This is a genomic window from Pseudocitrobacter vendiensis (assembly GCF_943590815.1).
GTDB lineage: Bacteria > Pseudomonadota > Gammaproteobacteria > Enterobacterales > Enterobacteriaceae > Pseudocitrobacter > Pseudocitrobacter vendiensis.
The window spans coordinates 27,436-46,541 of the sequence record NZ_CALSBS010000032.1 but is presented as its reverse complement, the minus strand read 5'-3'; the positions used below and the strand labels follow the sequence as shown (position 1 = coordinate 46,541).

The 19,106-nt window shown below is 55.9% G+C and carries 17 protein-coding genes; 14 read left to right on the top strand and 3 right to left on the bottom strand.

From position 1 onward, the window contains the following. Positions 1-33: 33 nt before the first annotated feature. Entirely contained in the window at positions 34-1,695 is a 1,662-nt protein-coding gene (gene tsr / locus NMC31_RS22450) for a methyl-accepting chemotaxis protein (protein WP_253899126.1), read from the bottom strand. 291 nt (positions 1,696-1,986) lie between these two features. Then, a complete protein-coding gene (locus NMC31_RS22445) occupies positions 1,987-2,997 on the bottom strand; it encodes an Ldh family oxidoreductase (RefSeq protein ID WP_253899125.1) in 1,011 nt (336 codons plus the stop codon). Positions 2,998-3,269: 272 nt separating this feature from the next. Here NMC31_RS22445 and NMC31_RS22440 point away from each other — a divergent pair, with 272 nt between their 5' ends. From NMC31_RS22440 to NMC31_RS22430, 3 genes are all read left to right on the top strand, one after another. Continuing rightward, positions 3,270-3,824 (top strand): helix-turn-helix transcriptional regulator, encoded by a 555-nt coding sequence (locus tag NMC31_RS22440; protein WP_253899124.1) that lies wholly within the window; start codon positions 3,270-3,272, stop codon positions 3,822-3,824. Positions 3,825-3,943: 119 nt separating this feature from the next. Continuing rightward, on the top strand, positions 3,944-4,690 hold the full coding sequence (locus NMC31_RS22435; RefSeq protein WP_253899123.1) for a winged helix-turn-helix domain-containing protein: 747 nt from the start codon (positions 3,944-3,946) through the stop codon (positions 4,688-4,690). Between the two features lie 3 nt (positions 4,691-4,693). Further along, positions 4,694-5,173, top strand: coding sequence for a FidL-like protein (locus NMC31_RS22430; RefSeq protein ID WP_253899122.1), 480 nt, complete (start codon positions 4,694-4,696; stop codon positions 5,171-5,173). Here NMC31_RS22430 and hpaR read toward each other — a convergent pair. Further along, positions 5,170-5,616: a homoprotocatechuate degradation operon regulator HpaR gene (gene hpaR / locus NMC31_RS22425; RefSeq protein WP_253899121.1), complete on the bottom strand. Its 447-nt coding sequence runs from the start codon at positions 5,614-5,616 to the stop codon at positions 5,170-5,172. The two genes, NMC31_RS22430 and hpaR, sit on opposite strands and share 4 nt — an antisense overlap. Before the next feature lie 281 nt (positions 5,617-5,897). Between hpaR and hpaG the strand changes: the two genes are divergently transcribed. The 11 genes from hpaG (at position 5,898) to NMC31_RS22370 (ending at position 19,090) form a co-directional block, all read left to right on the top strand. Next, the gene (hpaG, locus tag NMC31_RS22420; RefSeq protein WP_253899120.1) at positions 5,898-7,187 is read left to right on the top strand and encodes a 4-hydroxyphenylacetate degradation bifunctional isomerase/decarboxylase; all 1,290 of its coding nucleotides are present in this window, start codon (positions 5,898-5,900) and stop codon (positions 7,185-7,187) included. After that, the gene (gene hpaE / locus NMC31_RS22415) at positions 7,184-8,650 is read left to right on the top strand and encodes a 5-carboxymethyl-2-hydroxymuconate semialdehyde dehydrogenase (RefSeq protein WP_000757520.1); all 1,467 of its coding nucleotides are present in this window, start codon (positions 7,184-7,186) and stop codon (positions 8,648-8,650) included. Before hpaG ends, hpaE begins: the two co-directional genes overlap by 4 nt. A 1-nt stretch (position 8,651) precedes the next feature. Continuing rightward, positions 8,652-9,503 carry a 3,4-dihydroxyphenylacetate 2,3-dioxygenase gene (gene hpaD, locus NMC31_RS22410; protein WP_253899119.1) on the top strand — a complete coding sequence of 284 codons (852 nt, stop codon included), beginning with the start codon at positions 8,652-8,654 and terminating at the stop codon, positions 9,501-9,503. Positions 9,504-9,512: 9 nt separating this feature from the next. After that, entirely contained in the window at positions 9,513-9,893 is a 381-nt protein-coding gene (locus NMC31_RS22405; RefSeq protein WP_149462959.1) for a 5-carboxymethyl-2-hydroxymuconate Delta-isomerase, read from the top strand. A gap of 209 nt (positions 9,894-10,102) precedes the next feature. Then, positions 10,103-10,906, top strand: a complete 804-nt coding sequence (hpaH, locus tag NMC31_RS22400) for a 2-oxo-hept-4-ene-1,7-dioate hydratase (RefSeq protein WP_000459744.1) — start codon at positions 10,103-10,105, stop codon at positions 10,904-10,906. A gap of 10 nt (positions 10,907-10,916) precedes the next feature. After that, entirely contained in the window at positions 10,917-11,705 is a 789-nt protein-coding gene (gene hpaI, locus NMC31_RS22395; protein WP_253899118.1) for a 4-hydroxy-2-oxoheptanedioate aldolase, read from the top strand. 225 nt (positions 11,706-11,930) lie between these two features. Beyond that, positions 11,931-13,298, top strand: a complete 1,368-nt coding sequence (gene hpaX / locus NMC31_RS22390) for a 4-hydroxyphenylacetate permease (RefSeq protein WP_253899117.1) — start codon at positions 11,931-11,933, stop codon at positions 13,296-13,298. Positions 13,299-13,307: 9 nt separating this feature from the next. Next, positions 13,308-14,198, top strand: a complete 891-nt coding sequence (hpaA, locus tag NMC31_RS22385) for a 4-hydroxyphenylacetate catabolism regulatory protein HpaA (RefSeq protein WP_253899116.1) — start codon at positions 13,308-13,310, stop codon at positions 14,196-14,198. Between the two features lie 291 nt (positions 14,199-14,489). Further along, entirely contained in the window at positions 14,490-16,052 is a 1,563-nt protein-coding gene (hpaB, locus tag NMC31_RS22380; RefSeq protein ID WP_231825487.1) for a 4-hydroxyphenylacetate 3-monooxygenase, oxygenase component, read from the top strand. A gap of 17 nt (positions 16,053-16,069) precedes the next feature. After that, positions 16,070-16,582, top strand: coding sequence for a 4-hydroxyphenylacetate 3-monooxygenase reductase subunit (locus NMC31_RS22375; RefSeq protein ID WP_253899115.1), 513 nt, complete (start codon positions 16,070-16,072; stop codon positions 16,580-16,582). Positions 16,583-16,939: 357 nt separating this feature from the next. Next, the gene (locus NMC31_RS22370; protein ID WP_149462955.1) at positions 16,940-19,090 is read left to right on the top strand and encodes a carbon starvation CstA family protein; all 2,151 of its coding nucleotides are present in this window, start codon (positions 16,940-16,942) and stop codon (positions 19,088-19,090) included. The last annotated feature ends 16 nt before the right edge of the window (positions 19,091-19,106 follow it).

Genomic DNA, 19,106 nt, shown 5'->3' with positions numbered 1-19,106 from the left:
TGTGGGAGAGGGTTAGGGTGAGGGGTGAGGGCCTTAAAACGTCTCCCAGTTTTCCCCGGCATCCGTCGCCGCAGCTTTGCGTTGCACTGGCTTCACCGCCACCACGCGCTCTTCCGCTTTCTCCTGAAGCGCTTTTTCCTGCTGAATATGGAACACGGCCACCGCCTGGGTCAATCTGCTAGCCTGTTCTTCCAGCGCCGCAGCCGCAGCGGCGGATTCTTCCACCAGTGAGGCGTTCTGCTGGGTGACGCGGTCCATCTCGGACACCGCCAGCCCGACCTGGTCGATACCCCGGCTCTGCTCATCAGACGCAGAGGCAATCTCGCCCATAATGTCGGTCACACGGGTTACCGCATTGACTATCTCATCCATGGTTTCCCCTGCGCTTTCCACCAGCGTGGAACCGAGATCAACACGGCTAACAGAGTCTTCAATCAGGCTCTTAATTTCGCGGGCGGCCTGCGCGCTGCGCTGGGCCAGATTACGCACTTCTCCCGCCACTACCGCAAAACCGCGCCCCTGCTCGCCTGCACGCGCCGCTTCGACCGCCGCGTTGAGCGCCAGAATGTTAGTCTGGAAGGCAATACCGTCGATTACGCTGATAATATCGGCAATCTTCTGCGAACTGGCAGTAATGTCACGCATGGTTTGCACCACGTTATCCACCACTTTACCGCCCTTCTGCGCCGTTTCCGACGCGCTCAGCGCAAGGTTGCTCGCCTGACGTGCGTTCTCGGCGTTCTGCTTCACCGTCGCGGTCAGCTCTTCCATGCTGGCAGCGGTCTCTTCCAGCGAAGCGGCCTGCTGTTCAGTACGGGAAGAGAGATCGTTATTGCCCATCGCGATCTCGCTCGCGCCGCTATAAATCGCATCCGCGCCGTTGCGCACTTCACCGACGGTGCGCGCCAGTTCACCCTGCATATGACGCAAGGTACTGGCCAGTTGCCCCATTTCGTTGCGACCTTCCACATCAATGCGGCGAACAAGATCGCCTCCCGCTATGTGGCGGATGCTTTCAATCAGGCTTTGCAGCGGCAGAATCAGGGTTTTGCGGATGCCAAACCAGACAATCGCAATCGCCAGCAATACGGCAATCATGACGCCGGCCAAAATCCACATCGCCTGATCGTACGAACGGTTGTTATCGGCGACGGCCAAATCGTATAAACGATCGTTCTGTTGCAGATAATCGACATACGCCTGCTCAAATCTGTCCTGATAGCCCTGGGTAGGCTGGTCGAAGAAGTCGTTGATTTTTCCTGCGCTCAGCAGTTGAATCAGCTCTGCCAGCGCACCGTGGTAGATGTCATAGTTGCGTTTGATTTCCAGCGCCGCCGACTCGCTCTGACGCGGGTCACGCGGCATCGCTTCGTACTCGGCCCAACGCTTTTCCGCATCGCTCAGCGATTTCTGCGCGACCTGCATCAGTTCCGCCACCGTCGCGCCGCTGCCGATATTGTTCTGATCCATCATGTAGCGGATCCCGGCGCGGTTTAAGGTATTACGGGTTTGCAGCAAAGCCACCCAGCTGCCGTTGAGGCCAGATTGCTGCTGGCGAACGGTTTGTAGAACGGTGAAGTTTTCCTTGTCGTTTTTGAGCGCGTTGAAGAACAGCCCGCCCGACGTGAGTTGTAAGAGTCCAAATAACACCAAAACCAGCACTAAGCTGGTCACGATCTTGATACGTTTTAACATGCTTTCTCTTCCTCCTGGCGAATTACGGTTTTCGGCCTGGAAAGAGAAAACTTTAAGAAAAGGTGCAACCCTGAATTGCCGGATGGCGGCGACGCCTTATCCGGCCTACGGTTTGGCGCAATGTTTAAATCAGGCACTGTGCCGTTGCCGGATGCGGCTGCGCCTTATCCGGCCTACTTTTCGCACAATGTTTAAATCGGGGTAGGCCTGATAAGCGAAGCGCATCAGGCACTGTGCCGGTGCCGGATGCGGCTGCGCCTTATCCGGCCTACTTTTCGCACAGTGTTTAAATCAGGCGCTTAACGCGCGGATATCATCGTAAAGCGATTGTGTTATCTCAACGCCCTGCTTTTCACTGTTCAGCCGCGATAAATAACGACGCTCGCCCGGCAACCGCGCGCCCTGCGCCTGCATACCGCTGAATAACGTTTCTGCCCGCGCCAGGTGTGCACTGGCATCCTCGCCAAGGAAGCGCGTCGGGTCCAACGCCAGAATTAATTCGCCACCGTACGGCAGGCCGCCCGCGCCGTTATCCCACGCCAGAGATTCCGCGCTGGTCATGTCGCCAATCAGTGGCCCGGCGAGCAGCTCAACCATGGCCGCCAGCGCAGAACCTTTATGCCCACCAAAGGTAAGCATCGCGCCTTCAAGCACCGCCTGTGGATCGGTGGTGGGATTACCCTCGCTGTCGATCCCCCACCCTTCAGGAATCGCTTTCCCCGCACGATGAAGCAGTTGGATCTCCCCACGCGCCGCCGCGCTGGTCGCCATATCAAAAATAAACGGATGCTTTTCGCCACGCGGCCAACCAAAGGCTATCGGGTTAGTACCAAAAAGCGGCTGCGTGCCACCCGCCGGTGCAACCCAGGCATGGCTTGGCGTAGTCGCCAGCGCCACCAGCCCGGCATCGGTCAGCGGTTCTACGTCGGCAAACAAGGCGGAGAAGTGTACGCAACGGTTAATCGCCAGCGCCGCAATCCCACATTGCTGCGTTTTCTCAATCAACAGCGGCAATGCCTGTTCAAATGCCAGCAGCGAATACGCGCCATGCGCGTCGGCTTTGACAATCGCCGGAGCCTGAGAAATCACCGTGGGCAGCGCATCTGCTGACACTTTTCCTTTACGCAACGTGTCGACAATGCCCAACAATCGCCACAAGCCGTGTGATGCGCAGCCGTCACGTTCACCAGCGGTGACGTTTTGCGCAATCACCGCCGCATGTTGTTCGCTAAATCCGTTACTACTGAGCGCGTGATACGCCAGCGCGTAAGCCTCCTCCAGAGAGAGGTTTACTGTTTCCATGAAAAGCTCCTTTATGGTTTTCATCTCCAATAACGTTGATCAGAGACGGCAGGGTTCCTTAACCGTATCTTAATTTTCACTTAACAACAATGGCACAAGCCTTATCACTAAACAGATAAAAAACATATATATCGATTATAAATTGGAATAAATAACCATATAAAAGCCAAATGTATTTATAAATATCTTTAAACGCCACCGGCGGGGTAGGCTTTTTCTCATTCTTCTCCGAGCCGGCGATAATGTCATCGCGGGCCAGAATGGGTGTAATAATGATGATGACCGCAACAACTCTGGCAGAACCTCGCTATCAGGTCCGGGTTCTGAGTAACAATTATTTCTTCTGGCTGGGCGTGAAAAACCTGGTGCGTCAGCAGGGAAAACCGACCGCTGATATTCAGTGGGTAAAAGAGAGCAGCAACAGTCAGCAGCGTTTACTGTGCCAGGAAATTTATGCCACGCCGATTACGCATAAGTGGCTGGTCTTTACCGAAAGCGAGCAGGTAGACAACCTGAGTGTGATGCTGCCGGATGATCGGGTGAATATTCTCTCCGATCGTCTGACAATGACGGAATTACAAACACAGCTGAAAAATCCAACGTTCAATCGCCGCCGCCGCGATAAACAACTCACCCGCTCCGAAGCGCGCGTTTGCTCGCTGATCCGTCAGGGCTTTACGCTGGTGCGGATTGCGCAAATCCTCAATAAGTCGCCGAAAACGATTTATACCCACAAGCGCAATGCGATGGACAAATTCCACTGCGATACGCTGGTAGAATTCAACCGCAAAATGAATCTTATGGAACAACAGGCCCTGTATAACTAATGTGCAGGCGGTGATCATCGCTGGGATCAATGTTATAGGTAACATAACGACCTATAATTTAAGCTAATATAAAGGCACTTTGCCTGTGGCTCTCTCGATTCCGGACGCGCTTACCGCACATGAAATATCTGCTCGCTGACGCGATCATCTATGACAACGAAGATGGCTCGCTCTCCCTGAAGGGAGAAGAGAGCGACGAGCATCAGACGCTGACCAGTACCGCAAACTACATCTTCGGTTTATTAATTACCCATCATGGCATGGTGGTTGATCGCGAGACATTTTTGCAAGAGGTGTGGGATGAGCGCGGTTTAACAGGCTCCAATAACTCGCTTAATCAGTACATTAGCATCTTGCGCAAACTGCTGGATAACATGGCGCCCGGCACCACATTTATTATTACCGTTCCGAAAACAGGTTTTATGCTGAATGCCGAGATAAGTGTGCAACCGCTCAGCCGTGAAAGCGCGCCCGCGCTTCCCGCGCCGGAACGTGCGCCGCGTTCTCGCCCGACATTAGCCATTTGGTTGACCATTGCCACGATGATCGTCGCGGCCATTTGCGGCAGTTATCTCTCGCAAAAACAGTCGCCGTTAGTGACCGGTCGTTATTTACTGACCCAGATTGATGGTTGCCCGGTTTATACCTTCACGCCTATTGCCGACGTTTTCCAGAAGCAGGCCGTGGCGCTAACTCGTCAAATCAAAGAAAACAGCGGCTTATCCTGCCTGGAAAATTCCGTATTCTATGTGCATATTCAGAACACGCTGTTTTATGGGGATAGGGGTCGACTGGTGCTATCGCAGTGCTCACGCTCAAGTCAAAACACCAGCACCTGTAGCACCAATTACTTTTATGAGTGGTGACAGATGAAGTCCCGTACTCTGCTAATCATTGCCTTTTTATTCACGAACATCGCACTGATAGCCGCGACAATATGGTGGCTGAATAAGCCTGAACCGCTGGCGTTTACCTGTCAGGGGCAACTCAACTTCAAGGAAAGCCGCGACAATAACCCGTTTAATTTTGATGGCCAGATTGTGATGCACTTTAATCCGGATGGCAGCGGCTATTTCATCATGACCGGAAGCCTGATGGCGAACGAGAAGACGCATACCGTCTCGCGGCAGGAGAATTTCAGCTGGCGCAATCTGCACGACAGTTTGTACGAAATTCACATTCAGAACATCGAACGTTTTAGCCACGATCGCGTACCGGATAAAATTTTCGAAGCCTACACCGCCGGTATTCTGCTGGGCCAGAAGCGCTTACTCAGCATCCAGCGCACGCCGGAACACGCCACTATCATCGGCAATTTCTACTCACCGCTTTTGCTGTGTGCTAACTAGTTTTTGTCGTCCGTATTGTCGCTCTGGCGCAAACTGCCCAGCGCGATAAACTCGCCCAGCAGCGCGGTAAGCTGCTGCATTTTCTCCGGCGTGAACTCATTTTCAATCAGCCGATAGGCTTCTTCTACCTGCGTTTGCGCGCGCGCGTATAGCGCCTGTCCTTCTTTGGTCAGCGACACAAACAGCTTGCGCTGGTCGTTAACCGGCTTTAAGCGCAGCACCAGACCATCGCGTTCCATTCGCGTCAAAATACCGGTCAGGCTCGGGCGCAAAATGCTGGCGCGAAACGCCAGATCGTGAAAATCCATCGATGGGTTCTCCGCCAGAATGCGCACGATACGCCACTGCTGCTCGGTCAAATTATGCTGTTTAACGATGGGACGAAAGTAGCTCATCGCCGCTTCGCGCGCCTGCAACAACGCGATTGTCAAAGATTCGTGCATCGTGCTTCCCCAGAGTACTCAAAAAATCATTAATAACGAAACAATTAGCAAACACGACGTTGTTCGGCAACCGGTTTCTTTGTTTTGTCGTCTACACAAAATGAAAGACTCAACATAACACACTGATTTTATTAATTTTATAAAAAATAACTGTAAATATATTGTTAATGTCATCACAAATATTTCACTTATTTTTGCCAAACGACGCGATCAGGAATAAAAGAGATCATTAACATATTAATGAAACTGAAACTCACCGGATTAGTCCTGAGGAGAGGTCAATGAAAGGCACCGTCTTCGCCGTCGCCCTGAACCACCGCAGCCAGATTGACGCCTGGCACAACGCGTTCCAGCAAGCGCCCTATAAAACTCCCCCGAAAACCGCCGTATGGTTTATCAAACCGCGTAACACCGTGACTGGCGCGGGAGAGCCCATTCCTTTCCCACAGGGCGAAACGGTACAAAGCGGCGCAACCGTAGCGCTGATTGTCGGCAAAACAGCAACCAAAGTGCGCGAAGAGGACGCCGCAGAGTACATCGCGGAATACGCGCTGGCGAATGAGGTCAGCCTGCCGGAAGAGAGCTTCTACCGTCCGGCGATCAAAGCGAAATGCCGTGATGGCTTCTGTCCGATAGGCGAAACGGTAGCGCTGAAAAATGTCGATAACCTGACAATTATTACCGAAATAAACGGTCGCGAAGCGGATAGCTGGAACACCGCCGATTTACAACGTAACGCCGCACAGTTGCTGAGCGCCCTCAGCGAATTTGCCACGCTGAACCCAGGCGATGCCATTCTGCTCGGCACGCCACAGGCACGCGTGGAAATACAGCCAGGCGATCGCGTTCGTGTTCTCGCAGAAGGTTTCCCGCCGCTGGAAAATCCGGTAGTGGACGAACGTGAAGTGACCACGCGAAAGAGCTTCCCAACGCAGCCACACCCGCACGGCACACTGTTTGCCCTCGGCCTGAACTACGCTGACCACGCCAGCGAACTGGAATTTAAGCCACCGGAAGAGCCGCTGGTATTCCTGAAAGCGCCGAATACTCTCACGGGCGATAACCAGACCTCCGTGCGCCCGAACAATATTGAATACATGCACTACGAAGCGGAGCTGGTGGTAGTGATTGGCAAGCAGGCGCGTAACGTCAGCGACGCCGATGCTATGGATTATGTCGCGGGCTACACCGTGTGTAACGACTACGCCATTCGCGACTATCTGGAAAACTACTACCGCCCTAACCTGCGGGTAAAAAGCCGCGACGGACTGACGCCGATGCTTTCAACCATCGTGCCGAAAGAGGCGATCCCGGACCCGCATAATCTGACCCTTCGCACCTTCGTCAACGGCGAGTTACGCCAGCAAGGCACCACCGCCGATCTGATCTTCAGCGTGCCCTTCCTGATCGCCTATTTAAGCGAATTTATGACCCTGAATCCGGGCGACATGATCGCCACCGGCACACCAAAAGGCTTATCTGACGTGGTGCCTGGCGATGAAGTGGTGGTGGAAGTAGAAGGCGTGGGCCGCCTGGTGAACCGAATTGTGAGTGAGGATACAGCGAAATGAAAAAAGTAAATCATTGGATCAACGGCAAAAATGTTGCAGGTAACGACTACTTCCAGACCACTAATCCAGCAACGGGTGAAGTGCTGGCGGATGTGGCCTCCGGCGGAGAAGCGGAGATCAATCAGGCGGTAGCGGCAGCGAAAGAGGCGTTCCCAAAATGGGCCAATCTGCCGATGAAAGAGCGTGCGCGACTGATGCGCCGTCTGGGCTCACTGATCGACCAGAACGTGCCAGAGATCGCCGCGATGGAAACCGCTGACACGGGCCTGCCGATCCATCAGACCAAAAATGTGTTGATCCCACGCGCTTCTCACAACTTTGAATTTTTCGCGGAAGTCTGCCAGCAGATGAACGGCAAAACCTATCCGGTTGATGACAAGATGCTCAACTACACACTGGTGCAGCCGGTGGGCGTTTGTGCGCTGGTGTCACCGTGGAACGTGCCATTTATGACCGCCACCTGGAAGGTCGCGCCGTGTCTGGCGCTGGGCAATACCGCAGTGCTGAAAATGTCGGAACTCTCCCCGCTGACCGCTGACCGCCTGGGTGAGCTGGCGCTGGAAGCCGGTATTCCGGCGGGCGTGCTGAACGTGGTACAGGGCTACGGAGCAACCGCAGGCGATGCACTGGTCCGTCATCATGACGTACGTGCCGTGTCGTTCACCGGCGGTACGGCCACCGGGCGCAACATCATGAAAAACGCCGGGCTGAAAAAATACTCCATGGAACTGGGCGGTAAATCGCCGGTGCTGATTTTTGAAGATGCCGATATTGAGCGCGCGCTGGACGCCGCCCTGTTCACCATCTTCTCGATCAACGGCGAACGCTGCACCGCCGGTTCGCGCATCTTTATTCAGCAAAGCATCTACCCGGAATTTGTTAAACGCTTTGCCGAACGCGCCAACCGTCTGCGCGTGGGCGATCCAAACGATCCAAACACCCAGGTTGGGGCGCTTATCAGCCAACAGCACTGGGAAAAAGTCTCCGGCTATATCCGTCTCGGCATTGAAGAAGGCGCAACCCTGCTGGCGGGCGGCCCGGATAAACCGTCTGACCTGCCTGCACACCTGAAAGGCGGAAACTTCCTGCGCCCAACGGTGCTGGCAGACGTTGATAACCGTATGCGCGTCGCCCAGGAAGAAATTTTCGGGCCGGTCGCCTGCCTGCTGCCGTTTAAAGACGAAGCCGAAGGTCTTCGCCTGGCAAACGACGTGGAGTACGGCCTCGCGTCGTACATCTGGACACAGGATGTCAGCAAAGTGTTACGCCTGGCGCGTGGCATCGAAGCGGGTATGGTGTTCGTCAACACCCAGAACGTGCGCGACCTGCGCCAGCCGTTTGGCGGCGTAAAAGCCTCCGGCACAGGGCGTGAAGGCGGTGAGTACAGCTTCGAAGTGTTCGCGGAAATGAAGAACGTCTGCATTTCCATGGGCGACCATCCCATTCCGAAATGGGGAGTCTGATATGGGTAAGTTAGCGTTAGCCGCCAAGATCACGCACGTACCGTCGATGTATCTCTCTGAACTGCCAGGGAAAAACCACGGCTGTCGCCAGGGCGCGATCGACGGGCATAAAGAGATCAGCAAGCGTTGCCGGGAAATGGGCGTCGATACCATTATCGTTTTCGATACCCACTGGCTGGTGAACAGTGCTTATCACATCAACTGTGCAGACCATTTTGAAGGCGTCTACACCAGTAACGAGCTGCCGCATTTTATCCGCGATATGACCTACAACTACGAGGGCAACCCGGAGTTGGGGCAGCTTATTACCGATGAAGCGATAAAACTCGGCGTGCGCGCAAAAGCGCACAACATTCCCAGCCTGAAACTGGAGTACGGCACGCTGGTACCGATGCGCTACATGAATGAAGACAAGCACTTCAAAGTGGTCTCCATTTCGGCGTTCTGCACGGTTCACGATTTTGCCGACAGCCGCAAGCTGGGCGAAGCAATTCTGAAAGCGATCGAACAGTACGACGGCACCGTGGCGGTCCTGGCCAGCGGTTCGTTATCGCACCGCTTTATTGACGACCAACGGGCCGAAGAAGGGATGAACAGCTACACCCGCGAGTTCGACCGCCAGATGGACGAGCGCGTGGTGAAGCTGTGGCGAGAAGGCCAGTTCAAAGAGTTCTGCAATATGCTGCCGGAGTATGCCAACTACTGCTACGGCGAAGGCAATATGCACGACACGGTGATGCTGCTGGGGATGCTTGGCTGGGATAAATACGACGGCAAAGTCGAATTCATCACCGAGCTGTTCCCAAGCTCTGGCACCGGTCAGGTTAACGCTGTTTTCCCGCTCCCCGCGTAAGGAATTGCTATGCCGCACTTTATCGTTGAATGCAGTGACAACATCCGCGAAGAAGCCGACCTGCCGGGATTGTTTGCCAAAGTGAACCCGGCGCTGGCGGCCACGGGTATTTTTCCGCTGGCAGGTATTCGCAGCCGCGTGCACTGGGTCGATACCTGGCAGATGGCCGACGGGCAACACGATTACGCCTTCGTACATATGACGCTGAAAATCGGTGCGGGACGCAGTCTGGAAAGCCGTCAGCAGGCGGGTGAAATGCTGTTTGCATTGATTAAAACGCATTTCGCCACCCTGATGGAGAGCCGCCTGCTGGCGTTGTCGTTTGAGATTGAAGAGTTACACCCGACGCTGAATTTTAAACAAAACAACGTGCACGCGTTGTTTAAGTAAGGTGCAGGTTGCCCGGTGGCGCTGCGCTTACCGGGCCTACAAAACCCTAAACCGTACACCGTAGGCCGGATAAGGCGCAGCCGCATCCGGCAAAAGACAGCACCGAACCCCAGGCCGGATAAGGCGCAGCCGCATCCGGCAAAAGATAGCACCGACCCGTAGGCCGGATAAGGCGCAGCCGCCATCCGGCAATGCCACAGGATATCGCCATGTTCGATAAACACACCCACACCCTGATCGCCCAGCGTCTGGATCAGGCAGAAAAACAGCGCGAACAGATCCGCGCGATCTCCCTGGATTACCCGGAGATCACCATTGAAGACGCCTACGCCGTACAGCGCGAATGGGTCCGCCTGAAAATTGCCGAAGGCCGCACGCTGAAAGGTCACAAAATCGGCCTGACCTCGAAAGCCATGCAGGCCAGCTCACAAATCAGCGAACCAGATTACGGCGCACTGCTGGACGACATGTTCTTCCACGATGGCAGCGATATCCCGACCGATCGCTTTATCGTGCCGCGCATCGAAGTGGAGCTGGCTTTCGTGCTGGCAAAACCGTTGCGTGGACCAAACTGCACGCTGTTCGACGTTTACAACGCCACGGACTACGTGATTCCGGCGCTGGAGTTGATCGACGCTCGCTGCCACAACATCGATCCAGAAACCCAGCGCCCGCGTAAAGTGTTCGATACCATTTCCGATAACGCCGCCAACGCCGGGGTGATCCTCGGCGGTCGCCCGATCAAGCCTGACGAACTTGATTTGCGTTGGATCTCCGCGCTGCTTTACCGCAATGGCGTGATTGAAGAAACCGGCGTCGCCGCGGGTGTACTGAATCATCCGGCCAACGGCGTGGCATGGCTGGCGAACAAACTCGCACCGTATGACGTACAACTGGAAGCCGGACAAATCATTCTCGGCGGATCGTTCACCCGCCCGGTTCCGGCGCGTAAAGGCGACACCTTCCACGTCGATTACGGCAACATGGGCTCCATTAGCTGCCGCTTTGTTTAAGGAGAGAATCATGGAAAACACCTTTAAAGCGGCGCTGAAAGCAGGTCGCCCACAAATCGGTTTATGGCTGGGGCTGAGCAGCAGCTACAGCGCGGAGTTACTGGCCGGCGCGGGGTTCGACTGGTTGTTGATCGACGGTGAACACGCGCCGAACAACGTGCAAACAGTGCTCACCCAGCTGCAGGCGATCGCGCCCTATCACAGTCAACCGGTAGTGCGCCCGTCGTGGAACGATCCGGTGCAAATCAAACAACTGCTGGACGTCGGCACACAAACCTTGCTGGTACCGATGGTACAAAACGCCGACGAAGCCCGTGAAGCGGTACGCGCCACCCGTTATCCCCCCGCCGGTATTCGTGGCGTGGGCAGTGCGCTGGCACGCGCCTCACGCTGGAATCGTATTCCTGATTACCTGCAAAAAGCCAACGACCAAATGTGCGTGCTGGTGCAGATCGAAACCCGTGAAGCAATGAAAAAACTGCAGCAGATCCTGGATGTGGAAGGGGTGGATGGCGTGTTTATCGGCCCGGCGGATCTGAGCGCCGATATGGGTTATGCCGGTAATCCGCAGCACCCGGAAGTGCAGGCCGCGATTGAACAGGCAATTGTGCAGATCCGTGAAGCGGGCAAGGCGCCGGGGATCTTGACAGCCAATGAGCCGCTGGCGAAACGCTATCTGGAATTAGGCGCGCTGTTTGTCGCCGTCGGCGTCGACACCACCCTGCTCGCCCGCGCCGCCGAAGCACTGGCCGCCCGTTTTGGCGCGCAGTCCACGACCGTGAAGCCCGGCGTGTATTAATGCCGGATGCGCTGCGCTTATTCGGCCTACACGCGCACCAAACCGTAGGCCGGATAAGGCGTTTACGCCGCCATCCGGCAAACAGCAGCATTAAACCGTAGGCCGGATAAGGCAACGCCGCCATCCGGCAAACAGCAGCACCAAACCGTAGGCCGGATAAGGCAACGCCGCATCCGGCAAAAAACTGTTGTCGTACCCTACAAAAATCCCCTTAGAGGAATAGCCATGAGCGACACATCATCTGCACTGCCAACCCCTGCGGACGCACATAAATCGCTGACGGCAGGCCAGCAGGCGGTCATCAATAAACTCTTCCGTCGCCTGATCGTTTTTCTGTTCGTGCTGTTTATCTTTTCGTTTCTCGACCGCATCAATATTGGTTTTGCCGGGCTAACGATGGGGCGCGATCTCGGCCTGAGTGCCACCATGTTCGGTCTCGCGACGACGCTCTTTTACGCCGCCTACGTGATTTTCGGCATTCCGAGCAACATCATGTTGGGGATTGTCGGCGCGCGACGTTGGATCGCCACTATCATGGTGCTGTGGGGTATTGCCTCCACCGCGACGATGTTCGCCACCGGCCCCACCAGCCTGTATGTGTTGCGTATTCTGGTCGGCATCACCGAAGCCGGCTTTCTGCCGGGCATTCTGCTTTATCTCACCTACTGGTTCCCGGCCTATTTCCGCGCCCGCGCTAACGCGTTGTTTATGGTGGCAATGCCGGTGACAACCGCGCTCGGTTCCATCGTCTCCGGTTATATCCTCGCCCTGGACGGTGTGATGTCGCTAAAGGGCTGGCAGTGGTTGTTTTTGCTGGAGGGCTTCCCGTCGCTGCTGTTGGGAATCATGGTGTGGTTCTATCTTGATGATTCCCCGGACAAAGCCAAATGGCTGACCGCTGAGGATAAAAAAAATCTTCAGCAGATGATGGATAACGATCGCTTGACGCTGGTTCAGCCGGAAGGCGCAATCAGCCACTATGCAGCACAGCAGCGTAACCTGTGGCGCGAGATCTTCACGCCGATCGTGCTGATGTACACCCTCGCCTACTTCTGCCTGACCAACACCTTAAGCGCCATCAGCATCTGGACACCGCAGATCCTGCAAAGCTTCAATCAGGCCAGCAGCAACATCACCATCGGGCTGCTCGCCGCCGTACCGCAGATTTGCACCATTCTGGGTATGATCTACTGGAGCCGTCATTCCGATAAACATCAGGAGCGTAAACACCACACCGCCCTGCCATTCCTGTTTGCCGCCGTGGGCTGGCTGCTGGCATCCGCCACCGATCATAACCTGATCCAGCTTTTAGGGATCGTGATGGCTTCTACCGGCTCGTTTAGCGCGATGGCCATTTTCTGGACCACGCCGGATCAGTCGATCAGCCTGCGCGCCAGGGCTATCGGTATCGCGGTGATCAACGCCACCGGCAATATTGGATCGGCGCTGAGTCCGTTTATGATCGGCTGGCTGAAAGATGTGACCGGCAGCTTCAACAGCGGCCTGTGGTTTGTGGCAGCGTTGCTGGTTATTGGAGCTGCCATCATCTGGGCAATCCCAATGAAATCGTCACGCCCGCGCGCGACACCGTAAGGAGCAGGCATGTGCGAGAACCCTATCTACAACATCGATATCAGCACCGAATACGATGAAAGCCTGGGTACGGATGATGTGCATTATCAGTCGTTTGCGCGGATGGCGGCTTTTTTTGGCCGCGATATGCAGGCTCATCGCCACGAGCACTATTTCCAGATGCATTTCCTGCTGACCGGGCAGATCGAGCTGCAGCTTGACGATCATCGCTACTCGGTGGAAGCGCCGCTGTTTGTGCTGACGCCACCGTCGGTGCCACACGCGTTTATCACCGAATCAGACGCTGACGGGCATGTGCTGACGGTGCATGAGGATTTGATCTGGCCGCTGCTGGAGGTGCTTTATCCCGGCACGCGGGAAACCTTCGGCCTGCCGGGGATCTGCCTGTCGCTGGCGGATAAACCCGATGAACTGGCGGCGCTGGAACATTACTGGCGACTGATCGAACGGGAGTCGCTTGAGCAACTGCCGGGGCGCGAACATACGCTCACGCTGCTGGCGCAGGCGGCGTTTACTCTGCTGCTGCGTAATGCCCGGCTCGACGATCATGCCGCCAGCGGCATGCGTGGCGAGCTAAAACTGTTCCAGCGCTTCAACCTGATGATTGACAGCCACTTCCACCAGCACTGGACGGTGCCAGATTACGCCAGCGAGCTGCATATTACCGAATCCAGGCTCACCGACATCTGCCGCCGCTTCGCCAACCGCCCGCCGAAGCGGCTGATTTTCGACAGGCAACTGCGCGAGGCCAAACGATTACTGCTTTTCTCCGACAGTGCAGTGAATAACATCGCCTGGCAACTGGGGTTTAAAGATCCGGCCTACTTCGCCCGTTTTTTCAATCGGTTGGTGGGGTGCTCGCCGAGCGTTTACCGGGCAAGGAAAGTGCCGGTGTCGTGAGCCTTGCCCCTCACCCCGGCCCTCTCCCGCAGGGAGAGGGTGAAAAACGCACTCACATACATACCGGGCACAATCGGTCCCCTCTCCCTGCGGGAGAGGGTTAGGGTGAGGGCCCGATCACAAAACCCTCACCTCCACGAAAAGTACCCGCCATTGACCCAAAAGTCTCTTCACGAACACCGGTCTAGCCGCTTCAATTAAACAACAAAAACAAAACACAAATTTAACATTAAAGCCAGTAGCGCCCATTGGCGCTGGCTTTCCATCCGATTACAAAAAGAGAGTCTGAATATGAAACCTGAAGATTTCCGCGCCAGTACCCAGCGTCCGTTTACCGGTGAAGAGTACCTGAAGAGTTTGCAGGATGGCCGCGAAATATACATCTACGGCGAGCGCGTGAAGGATGTCACCACCCATCCGGCGTTTCGGAATGCGGCGGCGTCCGTCGCGCAACTGTACGACGCGCTACACAAACCGGAAATGCAGGATTCCCTGTGCTGGAACACCGACACCGGCAGCGGCGGCTATACCCACAAATTCTTCCGTGTGGCGAAAAGCCCGGACGATCTGCGCCAGCAGCGCGACGCCATCGCGGAGTGGTCTCGCCTGAGCTACGGCTGGATGGGCCGCACACCGGATTACAAAGCCGCTTTCGGCTGCGCGCTGGGCGCAAACCCGGGCTTCTACGGCCAGTTCGAGCAGAACGCCCGCAACTGGTACTCGCGCATTCAGGAAACCGGCCTGTACTTCAACCACGCTATCGTTAACCCGCCGATCGATCGCCATTTACCGACCGATCAAGTGAAAGACGTGTATATCAAGCTGGAAAAAGAGACCGATGCCGGGATCGTGGTCAGCGGCGCAAAAGTGGTTGCGACCAACTCAGCCCTGACCCACTACAACATGATTGGCTTCGGCTCAGCACAGGTGATGGGCGAAAACCCGGACTTCGCGCTGATGTTCGTCGCGCCGATGGATGCCGATGGCGTGAAGCTGATTTCCCGCGCGTCCTATGAAATGGTCGCGGGCGCAACCGGCTCCCCGTACGACTACCCGCTCTCCAGCCGTTTCGATGAGAACGATGCGATCCTGGTGATGGATAACGTGCTGATCCCATGGGAGAACGTGCTGATCTACCGTGATTTCGATCGCTGCCGTCGCTGGACCATGGAAGGCGGCTTCGCCCGTATGTATCCGTTGCAGGCCTGTGTGCGTCTGGCGGTGAAGCTCGACTTTATTACCGCGCTGCTGAAAAAATCCCTCGAATGCACCGGCACCCTGGAGTTCCGTGGCGTTCAGGCGGATCTCGGTGAGGTCGTGGCCTGGCGCAATACCTTCTGGGCGCTGAGTGATTCCATGTGTTCGGAAGCGACACCGTGGGTGAATGGCGCCTATCTGCCGGATCACGCTGCCCTGCAAACCTACCGCGTCATGGCTCCGATGGCCTACGCGAAGATCAAAAACATCATCGAGCGCAACGTCACCAGCGGGTTGATCTACCTGCCGTCGAGCGCGCGCGATCTGAATAACCCGCAGATCGACCAGTACCTGGCGAAATACGTGCGCGGATCGAACGGCATGGATCACGTCCAGCGCATCAAGATCCTCAAACTGATGTGGGATGCCATCGGCAGCGAATTCGGCGGGCGTCATGAGCTTTACGAGATCAACTATTCCGGCAGCCAGGATGAGATTCGCCTGCAATGTCTGCGTCAGGCGCAAACCTCCGGCAACATGGACAAAATGATGGCAATGGTTGACCGCTGCCTTTCCGAGTACGACCAACACGGCTGGACCGTGCCGCACCTGCACAACAACGCTGATATCAACATGTTAGACAAGCTGCTGAAGTAATGCAGCGGGAGATCACCATGCAAGTAGATGAACAACGTTTGCGTTTTCGCGATGCGATGTCCAGCCTGTCGGCGGCGGTGAATATCGTCACCACCGAAGGCGAGACGGGTCGCTGCGGGATCACCGCCACCGCAGTATGCTCGGTAACCGATACGCCGCCATCGGTGATGGTGTGTATCAACGCCAACAGCGCCATGAACCCGGTATTCCAGGGCAACGGTAAGCTGTGTATTAACGTGCTTAACCACGAACAAGAGCTGATGGCGCGCCACTTCGCCGGGATGACCGGGATGGAGATGGAAGAACGCTTTACCCTCTCCTGCTGGCAAAAAGGGCCGCTGGCGCAACCGGTGCTGAAGGGCGCGCTGGCAAGCCTGGAAGGCGAGATTAGCCAGGTGCAGACCATCGGCACGCATCTGGTGTATCTGGTAGAGATTAAGAACATTATCCTCAGCGATGAGGGGCATGGACTGATTTACTTCAAGCGCCGTTTCCATCCGGTGATGATGGAGATGGACGTGGCGGTGTAAAACCGACACCCTCACCCCGCCCTCTCCCTGAGGGAGAGGGAGAAAACAGCGCAGGACTCAAACCCGGGTGCGGCCGGTTCCCTCTCCCTCAGGGAGAGGGCTAGGGTGAGGGTGGAAGTGTAATTTACACTGTGATCTCAATCACATATTCCCCAGCCGCTCACTTCTTACCCAACCGCTCGCCCTGACACACAACCGCTTAACTCCCCATACAACCACTCACGACTTTACCCAACTTTACGCGCGTGAATCTCTGGCAAGATGCTCATCAGCATAGCAGTCATACCTCCTCACTCATTTAACACAAAACCCATACAGCTTCGGCTCATTATTAATCTTAAAAAACCAGGTTTTACTATGGATACCAAAAAGTTATTCAAGCACATACCCTGGGTGATTCTCGGAATCATCGGTGCGTTTTGCCTGTCAGTTGTGGCATTACGTCGGGGGGAACACGTCAGCGCCCTGTGGATCGTGGTCGCGGCGGTTTCTGTTTATCTGGTGGCATATCGCTACTACAGCCTCTACATCGCCCAGAAGGTGATGAAACTCGACCCGACGCGTGCGACGCCGGCGGTCATTAACAACGATGGCCTGAACTACGTGCCGACCAACCGCTACGTCCTGTTCGGCCACCACTTCGCGGCTATCGCAGGCGCGGGCCCGCTGGTTGGGCCGGTACTGGCCGCCCAGATGGGTTACCTGCCAGGTACCCTGTGGCTGCTGGCGGGCGTAGTGCTGGCCGGTGCGGTGCAGGACTTCATGGTGCTATTTATCTCCACGCGCCGTAACGGTTCTTCACTGGGTGAGATGGTCAAAGAGGAGATGGGCCGTGTGCCGGGCTCTATCGCCCTGTTCGGCTGCTTCCTGATTATGATCATCATCCTGGCGGTGCTGGCGCTGATCGTGGTAAAAGCTCTGGCCGAAAGCCCGTGGGGTGTATTCACCGTCTGCTCGACCGTGCCGATTGCGCTGTTTATGGGTATCTACATGCGCTTTATTCGCCCGGGCCGTGTGGGTGAAGTCTCCGTTATCGGTATCGTGCTGCTGGTTGCTTCCATCTGGTTCGGTGGCGTCATCGCTCACGACCCGTACTGGGGCCCGGCGCTGACCTTTAAAGACACTACCATCACCTTCACGTTGATCGGTTATGCCTTTATCTCCGCTCTGCTGCCGGTTTGGCTGATTCTGGCACCGCGTGACTACCTCGCCACCTTCCTGAAAATCGGCGTTATCGTTGGCCTGGCCATCGGCATCGTGATCCTCAACCCGGATCTGAAAATGCCAGCCGTGACCCAGTACATCGACGGTACTGGCCCGCTGTGGAAAGGTGCGCTGTTCCCGTTCCTGTTTATCACCATCGCTTGTGGTGCGGTGTCTGGCTTCCATGCGCTGATCTCCTCCGGCACCACGCCGAAGCTGCTGGCTAATGAAACCGACGCGCGTTTCATTGGTTATGGCGCAATGCTGATGGAGTCCTTCGTGGCGATTATGGCGCTGGTTGCAGCATCCATCATCGAACCGGGCCTCTACTTCGCGATGAACACCCCGCCTGCTGGCCTTGGCATCACCATGCCGAACCTGCACGAAATGGGCGGTGAAAACGCGGCTATGATTGCGGCACAGCTGAAAGAAGTGACCATTCATGCGGCGGCAACGGTCAGTTCCTGGGGCTTCGTGATTTCGCCGGAAGAGATCCTGCAAACCGCGAAAGACATCGGTGAACCGTCTGTTCTGAACCGTGCCGGTGGCGCACCTACCCTGGCGGTGGGTATCGCACACGTGTTCCACAAAGTGCTGCCGTGGGCGGACATGGGCTTCTGGTACCACTTCGGTATTCTGTTTGAAGCGCTGTTCATCCTGACCGCGCTGGACGCCGGTACCCGTGCGGGTCGCTTCATGCTGCAGGACTTGCTGGGCAACTTCATTCCGTTCCTGAAGAAAACCGATTCTCTGGTGGCGGGTGTTGTCGCAACCGCAGGTTGCGTAGGCCTGTGGGGCTACCTGCTGTATCAGGGCGTTGTCGACCCGCTGGGCGGCGTGAAGAGCCTGTGGCCGCTGTTCGGTATCTCTAACCAGATGCTGGCAGCCGTTGCTCTGGTTCTCGGCACCGTTATCCTCGTGAAGATGAAACGCAGCAAATATGTCTGGGTCACCATCATCCCGGCATTCTGGCTGCTGGTCTGCACCACCTGGGCGCTGGGTCTGAAACTGTTCAGCACCAACCCGCAGATGGAAGGCTTCTTCTACATGGCGAGCCAGTACAAAGCGAAAATTGCGGCAGGTGGTGAACTGACGGCGCAGCAAATCGCCAACATGAACCACATCGTTATCAACAACTACACCAACGCAGGCCTGAGTATTCTGTTCCTGGTGGTGGTGTACAGCATCATCTTCTACGGTTTTAAAACCTGGATGCAGGTGCGCAATAACGAAGAACGCTCCGACAAAGAAACGCCTTACGTTCCTGTGCCGGAAGGCGGCGTGAAGACCTCTTCACACCACTAAATAACCAAACCCGCCC

Coding starts and splice junctions, on each gene's coding strand:
- tsr (WP_253899126.1), bottom strand. CDS start 1,695: ATGTTAAAACGTATCAAGATCGTGACCAGCTTAGTGCTGGTTTTGGTG.
- NMC31_RS22445 (WP_253899125.1), bottom strand. CDS start 2,997: ATGGAAACAGTAAACCTCTCTCTGGAGGAGGCTTACGCGCTGGCGTAT.
- NMC31_RS22370 (WP_149462955.1), top strand. CDS start 16,940: ATGGATACCAAAAAGTTATTCAAGCACATACCCTGGGTGATTCTCGGA.
- NMC31_RS22440 (WP_253899124.1), top strand. CDS start 3,270: ATGATGATGACCGCAACAACTCTGGCAGAACCTCGCTATCAGGTCCGG.
- NMC31_RS22435 (WP_253899123.1), top strand. CDS start 3,944: ATGAAATATCTGCTCGCTGACGCGATCATCTATGACAACGAAGATGGC.
- hpaR (WP_253899121.1), bottom strand. CDS start 5,616: ATGCACGAATCTTTGACAATCGCGTTGTTGCAGGCGCGCGAAGCGGCG.
- hpaX (WP_253899117.1), top strand. CDS start 11,931: ATGAGCGACACATCATCTGCACTGCCAACCCCTGCGGACGCACATAAA.
- hpaB (WP_231825487.1), top strand. CDS start 14,490: ATGAAACCTGAAGATTTCCGCGCCAGTACCCAGCGTCCGTTTACCGGT.
- hpaI (WP_253899118.1), top strand. CDS start 10,917: ATGGAAAACACCTTTAAAGCGGCGCTGAAAGCAGGTCGCCCACAAATC.
- NMC31_RS22405 (WP_149462959.1), top strand. CDS start 9,513: ATGCCGCACTTTATCGTTGAATGCAGTGACAACATCCGCGAAGAAGCC.
- hpaA (WP_253899116.1), top strand. CDS start 13,308: ATGTGCGAGAACCCTATCTACAACATCGATATCAGCACCGAATACGAT.
- hpaG (WP_253899120.1), top strand. CDS start 5,898: ATGAAAGGCACCGTCTTCGCCGTCGCCCTGAACCACCGCAGCCAGATT.
- hpaD (WP_253899119.1), top strand. CDS start 8,652: ATGGGTAAGTTAGCGTTAGCCGCCAAGATCACGCACGTACCGTCGATG.
- NMC31_RS22430 (WP_253899122.1), top strand. CDS start 4,694: ATGAAGTCCCGTACTCTGCTAATCATTGCCTTTTTATTCACGAACATC.
- hpaH (WP_000459744.1), top strand. CDS start 10,103: ATGTTCGATAAACACACCCACACCCTGATCGCCCAGCGTCTGGATCAG.
- NMC31_RS22375 (WP_253899115.1), top strand. CDS start 16,070: ATGCAAGTAGATGAACAACGTTTGCGTTTTCGCGATGCGATGTCCAGC.
- hpaE (WP_000757520.1), top strand. CDS start 7,184: ATGAAAAAAGTAAATCATTGGATCAACGGCAAAAATGTTGCAGGTAAC.